At 45.1% G+C, this 17,385-nt stretch carries 17 protein-coding genes; 12 read left to right on the top strand and 5 right to left on the bottom strand.

Going from position 1 to position 17,385, the window contains the following annotated elements:
* Window positions 1–76 precede the first annotated feature (76 nt).
* Window positions 77–1,807 carry a GGDEF domain-containing protein gene (locus BN1691_RS01985; protein WP_076850062.1) on the bottom strand — a complete coding sequence of 577 codons (1,731 nt, stop codon included), beginning with the start codon at window positions 1,805–1,807 and terminating at the stop codon, window positions 77–79.
* 375 nt (window positions 1,808–2,182) lie between these two features.
* On the opposite strand from BN1691_RS01985, the gene putP reads away from it, so the two are divergent.
* The 7 genes from putP to rplT all read left to right on the top strand — a co-directional run bounded on the left by putP (window position 2,183) and on the right by rplT (window position 6,698).
* The gene (putP, locus tag BN1691_RS01980; RefSeq protein WP_231638325.1) at window positions 2,183–3,688 is read left to right on the top strand and encodes a sodium/proline symporter PutP; all 1,506 of its coding nucleotides are present in this window, start codon (window positions 2,183–2,185) and stop codon (window positions 3,686–3,688) included.
* A 72-nt stretch (window positions 3,689–3,760) separates the two neighbouring features.
* Window positions 3,761–4,660 carry a sporulation protein YtxC gene (gene ytxC, locus BN1691_RS01975; RefSeq protein ID WP_048600555.1) on the top strand — a complete coding sequence of 300 codons (900 nt, stop codon included), beginning with the start codon at window positions 3,761–3,763 and terminating at the stop codon, window positions 4,658–4,660.
* Window positions 4,661–4,663: 3 nt separating this feature from the next.
* Window positions 4,664–4,933 (top strand): hypothetical protein, encoded by a 270-nt coding sequence (locus BN1691_RS01970; RefSeq protein ID WP_048600554.1) that lies wholly within the window; start codon window positions 4,664–4,666, stop codon window positions 4,931–4,933.
* An 81-nt stretch (window positions 4,934–5,014) separates the two neighbouring features.
* A complete protein-coding gene (locus BN1691_RS01965; RefSeq protein WP_048600553.1) occupies window positions 5,015–5,341 on the top strand; it encodes a 2Fe-2S iron-sulfur cluster-binding protein in 327 nt (108 codons plus the stop codon).
* Between the two features lie 235 nt (window positions 5,342–5,576).
* A complete protein-coding gene (gene infC, locus BN1691_RS01960) occupies window positions 5,577–6,080 on the top strand; it encodes a translation initiation factor IF-3 (protein WP_048600552.1) in 504 nt (167 codons plus the stop codon).
* Window positions 6,081–6,103: 23 nt separating this feature from the next.
* The gene (gene rpmI / locus BN1691_RS01955) at window positions 6,104–6,304 is read left to right on the top strand and encodes a 50S ribosomal protein L35 (RefSeq protein ID WP_048600551.1); all 201 of its coding nucleotides are present in this window, start codon (window positions 6,104–6,106) and stop codon (window positions 6,302–6,304) included.
* Window positions 6,305–6,344: 40 nt separating this feature from the next.
* Window positions 6,345–6,698 (top strand): 50S ribosomal protein L20, encoded by a 354-nt coding sequence (gene rplT / locus BN1691_RS01950; RefSeq protein WP_048600550.1) that lies wholly within the window; start codon window positions 6,345–6,347, stop codon window positions 6,696–6,698.
* A gap of 68 nt (window positions 6,699–6,766) precedes the next feature.
* On the opposite strand, the gene BN1691_RS14005 is transcribed toward rplT, so the two are convergent.
* A complete protein-coding gene (locus BN1691_RS14005) occupies window positions 6,767–6,934 on the bottom strand; it encodes a DUF1427 family protein (RefSeq protein ID WP_076850061.1) in 168 nt (55 codons plus the stop codon).
* Window positions 6,935–6,979: 45 nt separating this feature from the next.
* Here BN1691_RS14005 and lpdD point away from each other — a divergent pair, with 45 nt between their 5' ends.
* Window positions 6,980–7,351 (top strand): prenylated flavin chaperone LpdD, encoded by a 372-nt coding sequence (lpdD, locus tag BN1691_RS01945; RefSeq protein WP_048600549.1) that lies wholly within the window; start codon window positions 6,980–6,982, stop codon window positions 7,349–7,351.
* Window positions 7,352–7,376: 25 nt separating this feature from the next.
* On the opposite strand, the gene BN1691_RS01940 is transcribed toward lpdD, so the two are convergent.
* Window positions 7,377–7,769, bottom strand: coding sequence for a hypothetical protein (locus BN1691_RS01940; protein ID WP_048600548.1), 393 nt, complete (start codon window positions 7,767–7,769; stop codon window positions 7,377–7,379).
* Between the two features lie 88 nt (window positions 7,770–7,857).
* Window positions 7,858–9,375: a histidine ammonia-lyase gene (hutH, locus tag BN1691_RS01935; protein ID WP_048600547.1), complete on the bottom strand. Its 1,518-nt coding sequence runs from the start codon at window positions 9,373–9,375 to the stop codon at window positions 7,858–7,860.
* 280 nt (window positions 9,376–9,655) lie between these two features.
* On the opposite strand from hutH, the gene BN1691_RS01930 reads away from it, so the two are divergent.
* The 4 genes from BN1691_RS01930 to BN1691_RS01915 all read left to right on the top strand — a co-directional run bounded on the left by BN1691_RS01930 (window position 9,656) and on the right by BN1691_RS01915 (window position 17,013).
* Window positions 9,656–11,413 (top strand): B12-binding domain-containing radical SAM protein, encoded by a 1,758-nt coding sequence (locus BN1691_RS01930; RefSeq protein WP_187116840.1) that lies wholly within the window; start codon window positions 9,656–9,658, stop codon window positions 11,411–11,413.
* Window positions 11,414–11,444: 31 nt separating this feature from the next.
* The gene (locus BN1691_RS01925; protein WP_048600546.1) at window positions 11,445–12,707 is read left to right on the top strand and encodes a metallophosphoesterase family protein; all 1,263 of its coding nucleotides are present in this window, start codon (window positions 11,445–11,447) and stop codon (window positions 12,705–12,707) included.
* The gene (locus tag BN1691_RS01920; RefSeq protein ID WP_048600545.1) at window positions 12,704–15,823 is read left to right on the top strand and encodes an AAA family ATPase; all 3,120 of its coding nucleotides are present in this window, start codon (window positions 12,704–12,706) and stop codon (window positions 15,821–15,823) included. Before BN1691_RS01925 ends, BN1691_RS01920 begins: the two co-directional genes overlap by 4 nt.
* A 104-nt stretch (window positions 15,824–15,927) precedes the next feature.
* Window positions 15,928–17,013 carry a M42 family metallopeptidase gene (locus BN1691_RS01915; RefSeq protein WP_048600544.1) on the top strand — a complete coding sequence of 362 codons (1,086 nt, stop codon included), beginning with the start codon at window positions 15,928–15,930 and terminating at the stop codon, window positions 17,011–17,013.
* Between the two features lie 88 nt (window positions 17,014–17,101).
* Here BN1691_RS01915 and sspI read toward each other — a convergent pair whose 3' ends face one another.
* Window positions 17,102–17,314 carry a small acid-soluble spore protein SspI gene (sspI, locus tag BN1691_RS01910; protein WP_048600543.1) on the bottom strand — a complete coding sequence of 71 codons (213 nt, stop codon included), beginning with the start codon at window positions 17,312–17,314 and terminating at the stop codon, window positions 17,102–17,104.
* Between the last annotated feature and the right edge of the window lie 71 nt (window positions 17,315–17,385).

Raw genomic sequence — 17,385 nt, 5'->3', positions numbered from 1 at the left:
CAAGTCAGGAATATTCACCATAATCTCCTTCATTGAAAAAGCAACGCATGAAATATGTTGGAATTGGACTATCTCTTCACCTCATCTTCTGCTTAGCAATTTTCTTTAGCCGTGCTAGCTTTTCAGTCAGTTCAATAACATTTTCAAAATCATCGATTTGATTATTTACCACTACACAGGTCAGTTTCATGAGTGGAAACTTTTCCATCTCGCCTTGTCTATTGGCAGTGATAATATAACCTTTTTGAATATCAGAAGGACTATAAAAGTTCAAAGCCCTATATTCAAACTGTTTCACCATATCTACGAAATAACCCTCGTTTACATGGTCATGTAGAATGATGACAAAATCATCTCCCCCAATATGCCCGATAAATGTTCCACCTGTGATATTTTCTCTTAATGTATCAGCTACTAGTCTAATGACGAGGTCTCCATTTTCAAAGCCATAAACATCGTTGTATGCCTTAAAATTGTTGATATCCAAATAGGCCACACTATATTTTGTCCCATGTGTGACACATTGTGTTAATTGTTGCTCGATCAAGAGGTTTCCAGGTAGGCCTGTTAAGGGATTTTGATGCTTTGCTACGCTAACTTCTATTTCCGTAGTTTTTTGTAGTAGATCTTTAATCGTAACGGTGCCAATATATTGATCATTCTCTGTAACAACGATGAAATCATATAGTTTATCGTTAGGACGTGCCATTGCCAATGTGGAGACTGTACTGATTGGGGTATGGTGATCAACAGCTAAAAAACTTCGATCCATAATCTCAGAAATTGATTTATTCTGATTCAATGTAAAGCCATAGTGGCCGCTTAGCTTTAAGGCTAAGTCTCCCTGCGTCACGATTCCAACAGGTATCCCTTCTTTAATGACACAAAGTCCGAAGCATTCTGGATTTTGCTTGAAGATGTCATATACGGTTTTTACCCTTTCAGTTGGTGAAGCGGTGGCAGTGAAGGTGCATAAATTTTTAATGTAATTATTGGGGCTCATACCTTGAAAGGTGAGACCTTGCTTACAATTACACTCCTTAATGGCCTGTAATATGCTGGAAGCGATGTCTCGGATTTCAGCATCTGGTTTTTGGATGAAATAACCTTGGCCATATTGAACACCAAGTCCAATCAGCGTCTCCAATTCCTCAGAGGTTTCGATACCCTCGGCAATCAAGAAAATATTGGAACCCTTTGAAAGCTCCACCATGCCCTTTACGATGGCAAACTTCAAGCTATCTGTATCAATCCCACGAATTAAATTCATATCTAGCTTGATGTAATTGGGATTCACATCACTAATGAGGTTTAATCCGGAATACCCAGCTCCAGCGTCATCAATGGCAATTCGATAATTTTGACTTTTATAGTGGGAGATGGTTGAGCGAAAGCCATCCATATCAGTAATTATATTTCTTTCGGTGATTTCAAAAATAATATTTTGGGGGGTGATTTGATACTGCCTCAGAAAATCCATGGTGAAGCCTTTTTTAAAGTTTTCATCATGAATAGTATTGGGGTTTACATTAATAAATAATTTTTTGCTATATGGCGGAATCATAAATTGATACGCAGCTTCTAATGCTTTGGTACGACACAGCAATTCAAGCTCCCAAAGGCGGTTGTACTCTCCTGCATAGGTAAAAAGCATCTCTGGGTTCTTTATTACACTTTGCTTAGTAATCCTGCTTAATGCTTCATGTCCTAAAATACTACCATCTCGTAATGAGATAATCGGTTGAAAAACAATTCGTATCTGTTTCGCATCGATAATATCATCCAAGGCTTTTTTTCTAGGATCCATTATTTATCAACCTCTTTTTCAATGAAAAGCTTAACTATCCTTATTCTATAAAAATCGTATATATATTCGGTATTTTTATAGTTAAGTTATTGTTAAGTGTCTAAATACCCTGGACCCTATGTTACTCGTAAAAGAAAACGGTTACAATGAATTATTGAAAAAATCAGAAAAATCATTATAATAGTCATCAACCTAATATATATGACAAAAAGAGACAAACACAAAGAAGGGATGTGGAAGGATGGAAGCAACACTACCGATGAGTACATGGCTTTGGTTGATTCTCCCCCTTGCGATTATCAACCTTTTATCCATCATTACTGTTTTTACTGAGAAGAAATAAAAACGACGAATACTAAAGAGAGGAGTGAATGTATGAAATTTACCATGAGTACGGGTACATTGACGATGTTTATTCTCTATCTTGTTCTGATGCTAGCCATCGGGATTTGGGCATATCGAAAGAGTAATACCATGGAAGAGTACTTCTTAGGTGGACGGAAGATGAATACCTGGGTTACCGCTATGAGTGCTCAGGCATCAGACATGAGCGGCTGGCTCCTCTTGGCTTTACCTGGTGCAGTCTATATTGGAGGCTTCCATGCCATGTGGATTGCCATCGGTCTTGCGGTGGGAACCTATCTTAACTGGCAGATCGTAGCGAAGCGTCTACGTAAGTCTACCGAGAAGCTACAGTCCATTACGATTCCTGATTATCTTGAGAAACGCTTCGAGGATCGTAGTAAGATCCTACGAGTTGTCTCCTCCCTTACGATCCTCTTCTTCTTTCTGATTTATGTCTCCTCAGGGATGGTTTCAGGCGGTAAATTATTTGACACTGCATTTGGCATTCCCTATGATATTGCTTTGTTAATCGGTGCTCTTGTCATTGTAACCTATACATTTTTAGGCGGTTTTATTGCAGTGAGCTATACTGATCTATTTCAAGGCTTACTCATGTTTGGTGCACTTCTTTTTGTCCCTATCTATACCATTCTGAGTGGGGGAGGGTTTGGGGAACTGTGGACACAGGTTGCCACAGTGAATCCAGACCTCCTAGATATTACGAAGCATGTGGGAGCAGAGGAGATTTGGGTAACGGGTACGCTCTCCATTAGTCTGATCGCCATTATCTCCAATGTTGCTTGGGGCTTAGGCTATTTTGGACAACCACATATCCTTGTGCGCTTTATGGGAATTCGCCGAGCCAGCGATATTCCGAAAGCCCGTCTCATTGGTGTATCATGGGTTACATTAACCCTCTTAGGTGCTAGTTTTGTGGGACTGGTGGGGATTACGCTGTATGATCAGCCCATTGGTGACCCAGAGACCATCTTTCTTCAGATGGTGAGTACATTATTCAATCCTTGGGTGGCAGGTCTTCTCCTTGCAGCGGTTCTCTCTGCCATTATGAGCACCATCGACTCCCAACTTCTCGTATCGTCTAGTGCCTTAGCTGAGGATATCTATAAGGGGATCCTTCGCAAGAACGCTTCACAAAAGGAGCTGATCTGGGTTAGCCGTGGCGTGGTAATGCTGGTTGCCATTATTGCTGTAATCCTAGCGAAGAGTGGCGGAAGCATTCTTGCCTTAGTCTCTTATGCCTGGGCAGGGTTCGGAGCAGCCTTTGGTCCGGTATTGCTTCTTTCTCTCTATTGGAAACGTATTACGCGAAATGGAGCCGTTGTGGGGATGCTAGTTGGTGGGCTGACGGTGATCTTCTGGAGTAAGCTTCCCTTTATCCAAGGAACAAAATGGGCAGAATTGTATGAGCTTGTGCCTGGTTTTTTCTTCGCATTACTCGGTATCATTGTAGTGAGTCTCCTGGATCACAAGGCAGCTCATACTGCACAAACCCAGTATCAACAGATGGAATTGTAAGACTGAATAAGCTTGGCGACATACTCCTCTCTTCTCCCCCATATGATGGTTGTAGAGAAGGGAGGAGTAGACATGATCCTACTATCCATCCGTGGTTCCAAGCATTTGGAGAACATGTCACTGCTCATTGGCATTGTAAAGCAATGCTATCGGCATATGGATCGACCACTGAAACAATTCAGCCCACAGCTCTTACTTTTAGAACATGGGGATGAACATGAGTTAGTTTTTCATCTTGTTGGCAATGCAGAGGAACTGGACCCTGCCGATAGCAGTCTATTTCAAGCATTAATTAGTGAAGCCCTCACTAGCTATTTTCGTCAGTGGCGTGAAAAAGGACTACTATATGATAAGCTTCTCCATGAGTATGGCGTGGAGGGGAACCAGCTTCAACAAGTGTTCCATCTAACGGATTACTATTTAAACAAGGAGAACAATGACTCGGTACCCTGGCGCTTTCAGCGCTTACATGATATCCTCCTCTCCATTCTGCAAGAGTACAACCATCTAGACTTTAACGGTCTTCTCCGTTTTCGCCTTCGGGAATATGAGCAAGAATTGGAGGAAGCCATGGAAATCGCCCAACAAGAGTGGCTACTCTATCAAGAGTATCGTCATGTACCATCCTTAGCTCAGCTATTATTAGCCTTACCTCACCGACAGCATCAATTACTTCATCTTTTACATCATCGTGATGCGTGGATGACTTTTTATGATGTAGAGTATCAAATGGTGCAATTTCCTTCCACCTTTCCGTGGGCGAGCTGGCGAGCGGAGCGGGGTCTTGATGGAGAAGAATGGTTAAGTAGCTTACTCCTCGCTTTTTCACCGACACAGATTATTGTTCATACGAAGGATTGGCATCACCCCATCATTCAGCATCTACATCATCTTTTTCAGCAACGATTTCAGATCTGTATGGGTTGCCGATTTTGTCGTAATCGAGGAAGGAATATGGAGAGATCAACTTGACCAATGGATGAAGCAGAGGAGATGATGCATCGCTATGAAATGTCTGGGGCATTAAGCGGCTTACAACGGGTTCGTGCCATGACGGATGCTCAATTAGACTTCCATTTACCTAATCAAATTGAATTGGAATGCATTGGTGAAGATGGACAACCTCATCGACCTGTGGTGATCCATCGTGGCGTAGGTGACCAAGGAAGCAGTACCATCGAAGCATTAAATGCTCAGATGAATCATGAGACTGTTTCTAAGGTGCGAGATGAAATATTGAAGTAAAATTGACATGGATTTCCTCCCGATCTATGATGGAGGCAAAGAAGCGTAATCGCCATGAATCTTTGTGAAGGAGGGAATAAGATGCCTAAGTTGACTGTGGAAGGCTATGGCACATTTGATGTGGAAGAAGGGACCAAGCTAGCATTGGCGTTAGAGGATCATGGTATCCCCATTCTTCATCGCTGTGGAGGCAATTCTCGCTGTGCCACCTGTCGCATAGAAGTCATCTCAGGGGATCCTGGAGTGATGAAGGATCAGGAGGCCCAGATTCTCGAGGCTCGCGGCGTTGATGATCCGAAAATTCGCCTCGCTTGTCAGATTCGTATTACCCGTAGCCTAAAGGTACGCTCCCTGATGACTATGGATTCTAGTGGGTTCACTGATCCAGGACCACGACCTACACCATAAGGTACAAAATCCTTTCTTGACAAGATGTGAGGAGTATTATAGAATATCCTTTGTAATGTTACTGCAGAAGTAGAGGTCCAGCTTCTCACCTAGGCGACGCTCCATGGTTGTTGCTAGGTTACACGTGGTAGACATGATTGATTTCATGTTGGATGACGTGTGGGCTGATGGTCCACACGTTTTTTTATTGGATGGGGCCAATAAGTTTTGGAGGTGGCGGGATATTAGCAAAGATATGAATGTTAATGAAGGCATTCGTGCGCGTGAAGTCCGCGTAATTGGTCCAGATGGGGAACAAATTGGGATTAAGCCGATTCGTGAAGCCTTAGAGCTTGCACAACAGCATAATCTTGATCTGGTGAATGTGGCACCTAATGCCAAACCACCTGTTTGTCGAATCATGGATTTCGGGAAGTACAAGTTTGAACAAAGCAAGAAAGAGAAAGAAGCTCGTAAGAATCAAAAAGTGATTAATGTGAAAGAAGTGCGTTTCAGTCCTACGATTGATGAGCATGACTATCAAACCAAGTTGCGTAGTGCCATTAAGTTCTTAGAAAAAGGCGATAAGGTGAAGGCTTCCGTTCGTTTTCGTGGACGGCAGATTGCCCATGCCGACTTGGGTAAGCGCGTGCTAGAGCGTCTAGCACAGGAAGCAGAGCAAGTGGCTATTATGGAGAAGCCCCCTCGTATGGAAGGGCGGAGCATGGTGGTCATTCTCGCTCCTCGCAATGATAAATAAGAGTTCGGACAGGAGGATGTAGTATGCCAAAAATGAAAACAAAACGTGCCGCTGCGAAACGTTTTAAGAAAACTGGTACGGGTAAGGTAGTTCGCCGTCATGCGTATACCAGTCATATCCTGACCAAAAAATCGCAAAAACGGAAACGTAACCTGCGCAAAGCAGCAATCGTTAGCAGTGGAGACTACAAGCGGATTAGATCTTTGATCGCTTACATGAAATAAGAACGGGACAATTTTTGTTGCGTAACAGGAGGGAAAGAGTATGGCTCGAGTAAAAGGCGGGTATGTATCACGTCGCCGTCGTAAAAAAGTCTTAAAGTTAGCAAAGGGTTACTTTGGCTCCAAACATCGTTTATTCCGGACAGCCAATGCCCAGGTAATGAAATCTGGTTTCTATGCATATCGTGACCGTCGTCAGCGCAAGCGTGACTTCCGTAAACTATGGATCACACGGATTAACGCTGCTACACGGATGCATGGTTTATCCTATAGCCGCTTTATGTATGGATTAAAAGCAGCAGGTGTAGATATCAACCGCAAAATGCTCGCCGATTTGGCCGTGCATGATGAGAAAGCATTTGCTTCTCTTGTGGCTAAAGCGAAAGAAAATCTATAAACAAACAAAAACAGCAGGAGCCTGTCATAGGAGCCCTGCTGTTTTTTCATCGTCATCAGCTGGCTAGCTTAAGAAAACCAACGAACGATCCATTCAAAGAGCTTACCACCGAGATAGATCCCTACAATACCCATAATCCCCGAGAGTACAGGGGGTGCTGGTAAGGGGAGCTTTAATAATTTAAATAGGATTCCAACAATGATACCTGCCAGAGTAGCTAACAGGATCTCTTTCATTTCTTGACCTCCTTAACAATAACGACGACGAGAAAAGGTGAGATAATGGTAAAAGAATTACAGCCCATGGTCACATTCTTTGCTGGAACATACCCTTATCAGGTGCGGATCAACCTCTGGTATCGCCAAGATTATCTGGAGTTTGAGTGTGTGGGAGGTACACATCCCCATGTAGGCGCTGTGGCCTATGGGGATGAACATGTTGAACTCCTTTATCAATTTCCTGACCATAAAGAAGGTGAACTATTACGTTCATTAATAAAGAAAGTGCAAAAGGCCTCCGGTTCCATTGTGGTCGGTAGTTGTGGCATTCATGTTGATAATGCTACATGGGAGGAGATCCAACTACTCGTCCATCATGCTGAGCGCTGTGGTGAAGAGATGGAACGATTTCTTTTTTACAAGGAAAAAGCCTAACCCACTGTGGGGTAGACTTTACACATTACCACATAGTATCTCCTTTTAAAAATTCTTTTATGGGGCTCTTCCATTCAATTTTTGCATCTGGATAATGCTCACGAATTAACTTTTCAATAACATGAAAATCCTCGCGAACGAAGCCCTGTAATTGGTCAGGACGACGTGCCCAAACGAAAATATGAATAATACTAAATTGCTCATCTGTGGTACCTAAGTATTTTTCCCCCTCAAAAAGTGTACCTTGATAGGTAATTAAAAAATTCTTTCGGATATTTTGGGGATCGTCTAGCATCATGGTCTCTTTTTTCTCATGGGCAAGCTCTAATTTTCGCTTCGGATTAAAAAGATAACGTAGCCAGAGAACGGCTAATAGAAAAACAGATAGTAAGATTAGAATTCTTACAATGAGTGCCATTGGCCTGTCACCTACCTAACATGGGGAATCATGTGATTACTTTCTTACATACGAAATACCTGAAGAAAAGTTACAATTCTGCAATAACCTATTCTATTATACCGATTTTCTTAAGAAAATGCCTACTTCGAATCATCTGGGCAATCTCTTTCATGTCTTGAGATAATACACGATCCTTTTCAACAAAGGGAATCTGAGCACGGAGCTGTTCATAGGCACGGCTACTCCCTTTACCTAGCTGCCCTGTTTGGAAATCGATGGCCTGACATGCTACAAGATACTCAATGGCAAGGATATGCCACAGATTATCAAGGAGACGATACAGCTTCCGGGCAGCAGTGGTTCCCATGCTTACATGGTCTTCCTGGTTGGCAGAAGATGGAATGGAGTCTACTGTTGCGGGACTGGCTAATAGCTTATTCTCTGCAACCAGCGCGGCTGCAACATATTGAGGAATCATCAACCCAGAGTGGAGTCCGCCATGATCAGTGAGAAATGCAGGTAGCTGGCTGAGCTGAGGGTTGACCATGCGTTCAGTACGCCGTTCTGAAATATTCCCCAACTCTGCGAGGGCAATGGCCAAATAATCTAAGGCTAGTCCCACAGGTTGGCCATGAAAATTGCCTGCTGAGATGGCCTGTTCTTCAAAGGGGTCGATGAGAGGATTGTCCGTTACACTATTTAATTCAATTTGGATCACTTGCTTCACATGCTGAAGAGCATCCCAAGAAGCGCCATGGACTTGGGGAATACAACGTAGTGAGTAGGCATCCTGCGTTCGCAATTCCCCTGGTTGAGTGATCCGTTCGCTTTCCTTGAGGTACTGAAGAAGCTGTTCTGCCACCCAGCGTTGACCGGGATGAGGACGTGAGTGCCCTACAAAGGGGTGGTAAGCAGCAGGAATACCCCGTAGTGCTTCGATGGTCAACGAAGCGATGAGATTGGCTGTATGAATCGCCCGTTCACCATCCAACACTGCTAGGGCACCTAGGGATGTCATGGTCTGTGTCCCATTGATTAAGGCTAAGCCCTCCTTCGCCTGAAGCTGGATGGGTTGGAGCTGATTCTGTTCAAGAGCATCCTTGGCAGCGTAGAGGGTTCCCTGCCATTCTACTTGCCCTTCACCCAGCATAGGTAGAACCATATGTGCTAAGGGAACTAAATCGCCACTGGCTCCTAATGATCCCTGTGATGGAATGATGGGGTGGATCCGTAGATTGAGCATTTGTAACAGAAGCTGAACCACTTCCACGCGAATTCCGGAAAAGCCTTGGGCCAACGCTTGAGCCCGTAATAGCATCATCCCCCGGACTACTTCTGTTGGGAAGGGATTGCCAACACCACAGGCATGGCTACGGATTAAATTGATTTGAAGCTGATCTGTTTCTGCAGAAGAGATAATCTGGTCGCTAAACTTGCCAAAGCCTGTAGTAATGCCATAGATTCTTCGACCTTCTTGATGCCATTGCATCACCAGCTGTCGAGAACGATTCATCGCGATGATGGCATTGGGATGCAATTGGACAGCTACGCCATTCCGGACAACCTGTTCAAATTGTTCCAAGGATAGATCCTTTCCATTTAACTGAATGCTTTGCTTCTCCATTTTATTCCTCCTTTAGCATGGCAAAGCGGCACGAAAAAAGGTTCGCTTCTCAGCGAACCTCTTTGAATCTCCTGTGTAAATGGCAGTGATTATTGGGTTGAGTATTATTTTTCATCATCGATCACGCCCTTATGGGGAGCTTTGACCACCCTTTTCATCTGATTGTATAATAATTAATTCTGCAAAGGAATGGGCGTGAAGTCCTGCTATTTTGACTTCTCGTAGAAAAAGGCTAAACTGAAAGAAAAATGCTCTGAAAAATATCCGAAGGATGATGATCATGAATATTACAGTGGCAACATTAAACGCCAAGTATATCCATACCTGTCTGGCCTTACGCTACCTGAAGGCCTATGCTGAGCCAGAGTATTCAGTACGGATGGCGGAATATACCATCAAGGATCCAACAATTTATATTGTTACGGATCTCTACGAACAGAAGCCCGATGTAGTGGGCTTTAGCTGTTATATATGGAATATTGAAGAGACCATCAAGGTGGTTCAAGCCTTGAAAAAAGTCTTACCTCAGGTGACCATTCTCTTAGGTGGGCCTGAGGTCTCCTTCGATGTGGAGCATTGGCTTCAGCGGATCCCCGAAGCAGACTATATCATCATTGGAGAAGGGGAGCAGACCTTTAAGGAACTGTTGCGAGGACTAGATGGAAAACGTGATTTGGCAAGTCTAACTGGGATCGGCTACCGTGTTCAAGGTGAGCCTATGGTAAAGCCACCTACCAGCAAGCTAGACCTGAGTACTATCCCTTCTCCCTATCGCTTTCCAGAAGATGTGGCACAGCTTCCACAACGAATTACCTATGTGGAGACAAGCCGTGGTTGTCCCTTCTCTTGTCAATTCTGTCTCTCCTCCACAGAGGTAGGCGTGCGTTATTTTCCTCTAGAGATGATGAAAGAGGAGCTTCTCTTTTTGATTCAAAACGGGGCGAGAACCATTAAGTTCCTTGATCGTACCTTTAATATCAACCGCGATTATGCCATGGAGATGTTTAAATTTTTGGTGGAGAATCATCAAGGTTGCATCTTCCAATTTGAGATAACAGCGGATATTCTTCGCCCAGAGATTATTGATTATCTCACGGAGAATGCACCGCCCGGGATTTTCCGCTTTGAGATCGGGGTTCAATCCACCAATGAAAGAACCAATGAGCTCGTGCAGCGCCGTCAAAATTTTGCCAAGCTAACGAATACGGTGATGCGAATTAAGGAGAGTGGACGGGTCGTGCAACATCTCGACTTAATTGCTGGCTTACCAGAAGAGGATTATGCATCGCTCCGTAAAACCTTCAATGATGTCTTTGCCTTTGAGCCAGAGGAACTACAACTAGGCTTTCTCAAGATGCTTCGTGGAACCGGTCTACGGAATCAAGCAGAGCAGTACGGGTATCGTTATATGGAGCATGCACCTTATGAGATGCTTGAGAATGACATTCTTTCATTTGGCGACGTGGTGCGGATTAAGCGGGTGGAGGAGATGCTAGAGAAATATTGGAATCTACACTTTATGGATACTACCATTCTTTACTTAACCCAGGTGGAATTCCCATCTCCCTTTGATTTCTTTCAGGAGCTCGGCGATTACTGGGAGGCCAATGGTTGGGGAAGGATTGGTCATCAGCTAGAAGATTTATATCAACGGTTGGAGCAATTCCTCATGACACGAAAGACGCAGCATCCTGAGGTATGGCATGGCTTGATGAAGTATGATTATTTCATCCATTACAAGCAGAAGCCGCGGAAGACATGGTGGGAATTCTCCATGAGTAAAGGAGAGCAGAGCGCTTTACTGCAATTATTAGCGGATAAGCCAGCGCTTCTATCCCCCGAATTTGCTCAATACCAATTAACGGAGGAACAGCTCCATAAGCATACCATGGTGGAACGGTTGCCCTTCAATCTTGCCAAGTACCTGGAGTCTGGACAGGTTGAAATGGCACCGACCCTCTTGCTTGTGTACTATGATCCGAAGAATCCACAAGCGCGGCCTTTTATTCAGAATATGCTCATGCTTGTGACAGAATAATCAAGTTTCCCATGGAGAGGAGGGACGAACCATGGCACAGTTTCGCTTTGTACACAGTGCAGATCTTCATCTAGGGACACCATTACGAGGGATTGGAACGATTCCACCTCATCTTGCTGAATTGTTCCGTACAGCTACCTTGTTGGCATGGGAGCGATTGGTTCAATTCTGTATTGATGAACAGGTAGATTTTCTCTGCCTGGCAGGAGATATCTATGATGAGCGGGATCGCAATCTAACGGCGCAGCTCGCCTTTCAGCAAGGGTGTGAACGTCTCCATGAAGCACAGATTTCCATCTATCTCATCCATGGGAATCACGATCCCATGGATGGGAAGCAAGCCCATCTTCACTGGCCTTCTAATCTATACACATTCTCTGCAGAGCAGGTAGAGTCCTATCCAATTATTCGTCATGGGGAAGAGATTGCTCGCATCTATGGGCGTAGTTATCCTACGTACCATGTGACGGAGAACTATAGCCAGAGCTATAAACGGAGTTCATCTGCCTTTGCCATTGGACTGCTTCATGCCAATGTTGGCAATAGCTCAGGGCATGCCAACTATGCTCCCTGTAGTCTACAAGATCTACAGAATGGAGAGATGGATTATTGGGCACTGGGCCATATTCATAAGCCCCAACAGCTCCAAGATCAATTGCCTACCATCATCTATGCAGGTAATCCCCAGGGACGCCATTGGAAAGAGGCGGGAGAGCGCGGTTGCTATCTCATTGAGGTGGATGGAGTTCAGGTTCATTCACGCTTTCAGCCTTTACAAGTGATTCGCTGGGAGGAGGAAGTGGTGGAACTCCAAGGAGTGGACGGGGAGCAAGCATTACTGGATCAGCTATTTCACATCGCGGAGCAGGTGAATGAGCGCACAAATAGCACACCAGTCTTACTACGCATCCGCTTAGAAGGACGTACGCCTCTTTATGACGGGCTTCTTGACGAAGAGGTTCGTCAGGAGCTTCTTGAGCGCATCAACCATCAACTGATGGGCCTTGGTATGAAGGTTTGGCTCGCTTCCTTACAATCCATGGCACTCCCCCTTCAGATTCCTGATATTGCCTCCCAATCCTTGGCAGCAGATATCATGCAGATTGTCCAAGACTGGAGAGCAGATTGGATTGAGCAACGCACCACCATTCGATCGATCCTGGATGAATTGAAGGACCGACGCTTTTGGGAGCAAGAGGGATTACTGCCTAGTGATGCTGAACTCCAAGCCATGATTGAGCAATTGGAGCCATGGCTATTGCAACGGTTAGGCGAAGGTGGTGGTAAACGATGAGAATTGAGACGATGAAGCTCTATGGCTTCGGTCAATTTCAAGATCTCGAGCTCACCTGTAAGCCAGGGTTGAATCTCATTCTTGGAACTAATGAAGCAGGAAAATCTACTTTAATGGCTTTTATTCGTGCTATGTTCTATGGATTCCCTACCAAAAAGCAGCTCGCTCAGCGCTATGAACCATGGGAGGCATCCACACTTGGCGGTAGACTATCCCTCTATGAGGATGGAGTAGGAAGTTTCTTATTAGAGCGTCTTTATAAGCAACGTTCAGCAGGTGACCTCTTGCTGCATCGACCCGATGGAACCGTCGGTGGCGAGGAAGATTTAAGGCGTCTCCTTGCTCCCATTAATGAGACCATCTTCAAAAATCTTTATGCTTTTGGCTTATGGGAGCTTCAGACCATGGAGACCTTACAACCAGAGGAGATTCATAGCTTTCTCTATCACACCACAGCAGGAAATGGTGCACAGTTATTGCAACTAAAGCAGCAGCTTCAAACCGAGGCAGAGCAGCTCTACAAGGCAGGAAGCAAAAAGGGCGAACTAACAGAGCTACGTAGGCAGCTACAGCAGATTACTACCGAAATTCTTCAGCTCCAAGGGGAGACTGAGCGCTATGAGGGTCTCCTTAGTCAGCAAGAAGAGCTTACGGAGCAGCTAGGGATCATGCGGACACAGCAGGTCAAGCTGACACGTCAGCAACAGTGGTTAGCTATCCTTGCTCAAGGGGAGAAGCTATATGCTCAAGGGCAACTTGTGAAGGAACAGCTTGCTCAGCTCCCATTGGTAGAGTATTTCCCAAGTGATGGTTTGGAGCGGCTAGAGCGCTACTTAGAACGGCATACCCAGACAAAAATCCGCTTGGATACTATCCAGAAGCAGATTGAAGAAAAGATGCAACAGCTACTCACCTTCACCAATCGGGATGGCTGGGAGGGAGTGCTTGCTCAACAGGAAGAGCTCCAGTCGGGATGGATCCGATACCAAGAGCGTTTAGAGCGAAACACAATCGATGAACAGACGCTTCAACAAACGACTAAACAGTTGAATGACTTGCTACAAAGCATTGGGGAGGACTGGGAGGTTGAGCAAATTTCCGCCTTCCAGCTGGACATGCCTACGCGCCAATGGGTAAAGGATTGGCAAGAGGAAGAACGACAACGTCAGCAAAAGATCGTACAGTGGGAGACTTCACGCTCCCATACGCACCAGCGCCTCCATGTGGTCAAGCAAAGACTCTTACAAACTAGTGAGCGGAACCAACCCATTAATACTGAAGCTACCCAATTAAAAAGCAGAATCCAGCAACTTCAGCAGCTTCAGCTGCAAAAGGAGCGGAAGGAAGGGGAACTGATTCAGTTAACTCGGGAACGAGAGCTTCTACAGAGTAATCGAATTGGTTCGAAGAGGAGAAAGAGCTCTTCTCCACTTCTGATCATCGGTGGTTTAGCAGCTACGGGGCTTGCTGTTTACTTTTTTATGATCCAGCAGTATCTGTGGACTGGTATCACCTTTACAGGATTCCTGTTAATCGGAGGTGCGTCCTGGTACCAGGAGAAGAGCTTGAAGGAAGAGGCAGAAGTTTGGGAGCAGAAGGAAGTACAACGACTCACCTTCTTAATGAAGGAGGAGGAGAGCTGTCGTCGCGAGATCCAACGGATGGAGAAGGAAGCAAATACCCTCCTCCAACGCTATGGCAAGACGAGCTTAGCCCAATTAGAAGAGGAATGGGAGCAGCTGCAACAACAGCACTCACAACAACAACAGGTGGAACTTGAACGGGCAAGAATGGAGTTAGATGCTGCCACCCTTCAAGGAGAATTAGAATCGGTAGATCAGAAGCTACAAGAAGTGCTTACCCACCAAACAGAGCAGTTGGAAGCTTGGAAGGGATGGCTACAAGTACATCACATCCCATTGGATTGGACACCAGCTATGGTGGAGGAATTGATTCGGATTGCTGATCGAATGCATCCTCTGATCAGAAAGCAAGAGGAGCTCCAAGAAAGCATTCAGCAGGCAAAGCAACAGCTTGAGCAATGGCGTAGCCATATCATTCAGCTCATGGAGCAAACTGGGCGAGAATTGGTTCAAACACCTACTCAGCAAGAGATAAAGCAATGGTTTCAAGAGATGAAAGATGTAGAAGAGCAAATGCAACAATTACGACAGATCGAGGAGCAATTGCTGAAGTGGCAAGAGGAGGAGCAACAGCTACTAGCAGAGGAAGCATTAGTTCACCAACAACTTCAACATCTGTATGAAGAGGTAGGCGCCAGCAATGAGGCGGAGTATCGTAAAAGGGGCGAATACTATCGATTACGTCAATCTCTACAGCATGAGCTACTGAGCAATACTACCCTACTTCGCCAGCTTGTACAGGATCAGGCTGAGTATGAGCAGCTTATTCAGGATTTGCAGGATGGCTCGGTGCAGCAACGGATGGAGCAGGAAGCAGAATTGGCAGAAACGAGCAAATCACTACAGATGCAGCTAGACCAACATCAACAAGAGCGGGGTCAGATCACCCAACAGCTGAAGGAACTAGCCACTTCAACACGCTTACTCACCGCCCTCCAAAGGAAAGAAGAACTCCGAGCGCAGGCGGCTGAACGAATCAACCGATGGTGCAGATTAAGGTTAGGTCGTCTCGCTATAGAAAAGGCCATGGAATTGTATGAGCAGGAGAAACAACCTGAGGTTCTACAATGGGCTAGTCGCTATTTTTCACAGATGACAGCAGGACGTTATCCCAAGGTGTTTATGCCCTTAGAAGGGGAGACGATCTGTGTGGAGCGGGCAGATGGAAGAAAGATTGAGCCTGCCTATCTTAGTCGTGGGACCGTTGAACAATTATATCTCGCCATCCGTTTTGCCTTAATTGAGATGTATGGGAAAGAGAAACGAATACCACTTGTCTTCGATGATATCCTTGTCAACTTTGACCCAGAACGGAGTAAGAAGACGCTCTTTACCATCGGTCAATTGGCAAAACAGCAACAGGTTTTCTTCTTTACCTGTCATCCTTCCCTGGTGGACCAAGTACATGAGTTAGGGCTTCCGATGAATATCATGGAGTTGTCGAAGCATACATTCACTGTAATTCATGCTTAGCTGCTTCCTTGTGATTTTTGACTGAGACTTCTATACTTAGAGAAATAGAAAAAATAGCGCGCATTAGGTGGTAGTAATATCAAGCGCCTTGCAAAATAAAGGAGATGGAATCGATGGATGAGCAATTAGAAATGTTTCGGCGGCTTACAGAAGCACCAGGGGCGCCTGGACATGAGCAAGCCGTTTCCAGCTTAATGAAGGAGTACTTAACACCTTACGCTGAAAGCTTCTTCAGCGATGGCTTAGGCAGTTTAATCGCACAGCATACAGGTGATCCTCAGGGACCCAAAGTGATGATTGCTGGTCATATGGATGAAGTGGCCTTCATGGTCACTCGCATCACCGACCAAGGTTTCTTGCGGATCCAACCTCTTGGTGGCTGGTGGAGCCAGGTTATGCTCTCTCAGCGGGTCATTGTACAAACACGGGACGGGATGGTGGAAGGTGTCATTGGTTCGAAGCCTCCCCATCTTCTCAAAGGGGATGCTCGGAAAAAGGCCCTAGATATTAAGGACATGTATGTAGATGTAGGTGCTTCTAGTAAAGAAGAGGCAGTTTCCTTCGGTATTCGTCCTGGGGATACCGTGATTCCTGTAAGTCCCTTTACAGTGATGAAGAATCCTAAGCTATTATTAGGTAAAGCCTGGGACAACCGTTTTGGCATTGCTGCAGCCATTGATGTGATGAAACGGCTAGCTAAAGAAGGTCATCCCAATATTCTGTATAGTGTCGGAACGGTACAGGAGGAGGTTGGCTTACGAGGCGCACAAACAGCGGTACAAACGGTGATTCCTGACATCGCCTTCGCCCTTGATGTAGGTATCGATGCGGGAACGCCAGGGATTACTGAGGATGAGGCAACCACCTATCTTGGTAAAGGCCCATCCATTGGAATCTATGATGCTACCATGGTACCTCATAAAGGCTTACGTGATTTTGTCTTCCAAGTTGCGAATGAGTGTAATCTGCCCTTCCAATATGAGACCATTCCTGGTGGTGGAACAGATGCTGGTCGCTTCCACTTAGCTGGGAAAGGAATTCCTTCTCTGAACATTACAGTTCCTGCACGCTATATCCATAGCCATGTATCCATCATTCATCGTGATGACTACGATACAGCCATCGAACTGTTGGTGCAAGTGATTCAACGCTTAGACCACAGTACTGTTGAGAAGCTACGGACATATTAACAAAGAAAAAAGCTAATTAAGTTATGGCCTTTCCTAAGTGAAACCCTAAGGAAAGGCCATTTCATTTATCGCATTTCACCGACAATTTTTATTGTGTATCCAATTCCTGCTCGATGATCTTACAGATACGCCCCCGCTCTTCCTGATTACAGATATTCCAATACAGCTCAAACATGACACCTAAACCAGGCAATGCTTTCTCAATCCTCGTATAGACAGCATCATTGATGGTGGCTTCGATCTCCTCAGCAGTCTCGTCCCGCATCTTAAATTTGACAGCAGTCCGCAAATCAATATCCATGGCGATTCCCCTTTCTGTTTGCACAGGTTGATAATGTTTCGTGAAGTAGTATCATCATTAAGTTGCCCGTC

Origin of the sequence: Rubeoparvulum massiliense, assembly GCF_001049895.1 — a bacterium.
In the GTDB taxonomy this organism is placed as follows: domain Bacteria; phylum Bacillota; class Bacilli; order Rubeoparvulales; family Rubeoparvulaceae; genus Rubeoparvulum; species Rubeoparvulum massiliense.
The sequence above is the reverse complement of the archived record's forward strand: the minus strand, read 5'-3'. Positions and strand labels throughout refer to the sequence as shown.

What these genes read in the sequence shown, in the direction of transcription:
- BN1691_RS01985 (WP_076850062.1), bottom strand. Translation starts at nt 1,807, where the DNA reads ATGGATCCTAGAAAAAAAGCCTTGGATGATATTATCGATGCGAAACAG.
- putP (WP_231638325.1), top strand. Translation starts at nt 2,183, where the DNA reads ATGAAATTTACCATGAGTACGGGTACATTGACGATGTTTATTCTCTAT.
- ytxC (WP_048600555.1), top strand. Translation starts at nt 3,761, where the DNA reads ATGATCCTACTATCCATCCGTGGTTCCAAGCATTTGGAGAACATGTCA.
- BN1691_RS01970 (WP_048600554.1), top strand. Translation starts at nt 4,664, where the DNA reads ATGGATGAAGCAGAGGAGATGATGCATCGCTATGAAATGTCTGGGGCA.
- BN1691_RS01965 (WP_048600553.1), top strand. Translation starts at nt 5,015, where the DNA reads ATGCCTAAGTTGACTGTGGAAGGCTATGGCACATTTGATGTGGAAGAA.
- infC (WP_048600552.1), top strand. Translation starts at nt 5,577, where the DNA reads ATGAATGTTAATGAAGGCATTCGTGCGCGTGAAGTCCGCGTAATTGGT.
- rpmI (WP_048600551.1), top strand. Translation starts at nt 6,104, where the DNA reads ATGCCAAAAATGAAAACAAAACGTGCCGCTGCGAAACGTTTTAAGAAA.
- rplT (WP_048600550.1), top strand. Translation starts at nt 6,345, where the DNA reads ATGGCTCGAGTAAAAGGCGGGTATGTATCACGTCGCCGTCGTAAAAAA.
- BN1691_RS14005 (WP_076850061.1), bottom strand. Translation starts at nt 6,934, where the DNA reads ATGAAAGAGATCCTGTTAGCTACTCTGGCAGGTATCATTGTTGGAATC.
- lpdD (WP_048600549.1), top strand. Translation starts at nt 6,980, where the DNA reads ATGGTAAAAGAATTACAGCCCATGGTCACATTCTTTGCTGGAACATAC.
- BN1691_RS01940 (WP_048600548.1), bottom strand. Translation starts at nt 7,769, where the DNA reads ATGGCACTCATTGTAAGAATTCTAATCTTACTATCTGTTTTTCTATTA.
- hutH (WP_048600547.1), bottom strand. Translation starts at nt 9,375, where the DNA reads ATGGAGAAGCAAAGCATTCAGTTAAATGGAAAGGATCTATCCTTGGAA.
- BN1691_RS01930 (WP_187116840.1), top strand. Translation starts at nt 9,656, where the DNA reads ATGAATATTACAGTGGCAACATTAAACGCCAAGTATATCCATACCTGT.
- BN1691_RS01925 (WP_048600546.1), top strand. Translation starts at nt 11,445, where the DNA reads ATGGCACAGTTTCGCTTTGTACACAGTGCAGATCTTCATCTAGGGACA.
- BN1691_RS01920 (WP_048600545.1), top strand. Translation starts at nt 12,704, where the DNA reads ATGAGAATTGAGACGATGAAGCTCTATGGCTTCGGTCAATTTCAAGAT.
- BN1691_RS01915 (WP_048600544.1), top strand. Translation starts at nt 15,928, where the DNA reads ATGGAATCGATGGATGAGCAATTAGAAATGTTTCGGCGGCTTACAGAA.
- sspI (WP_048600543.1), bottom strand. Translation starts at nt 17,314, where the DNA reads ATGGATATTGATTTGCGGACTGCTGTCAAATTTAAGATGCGGGACGAG.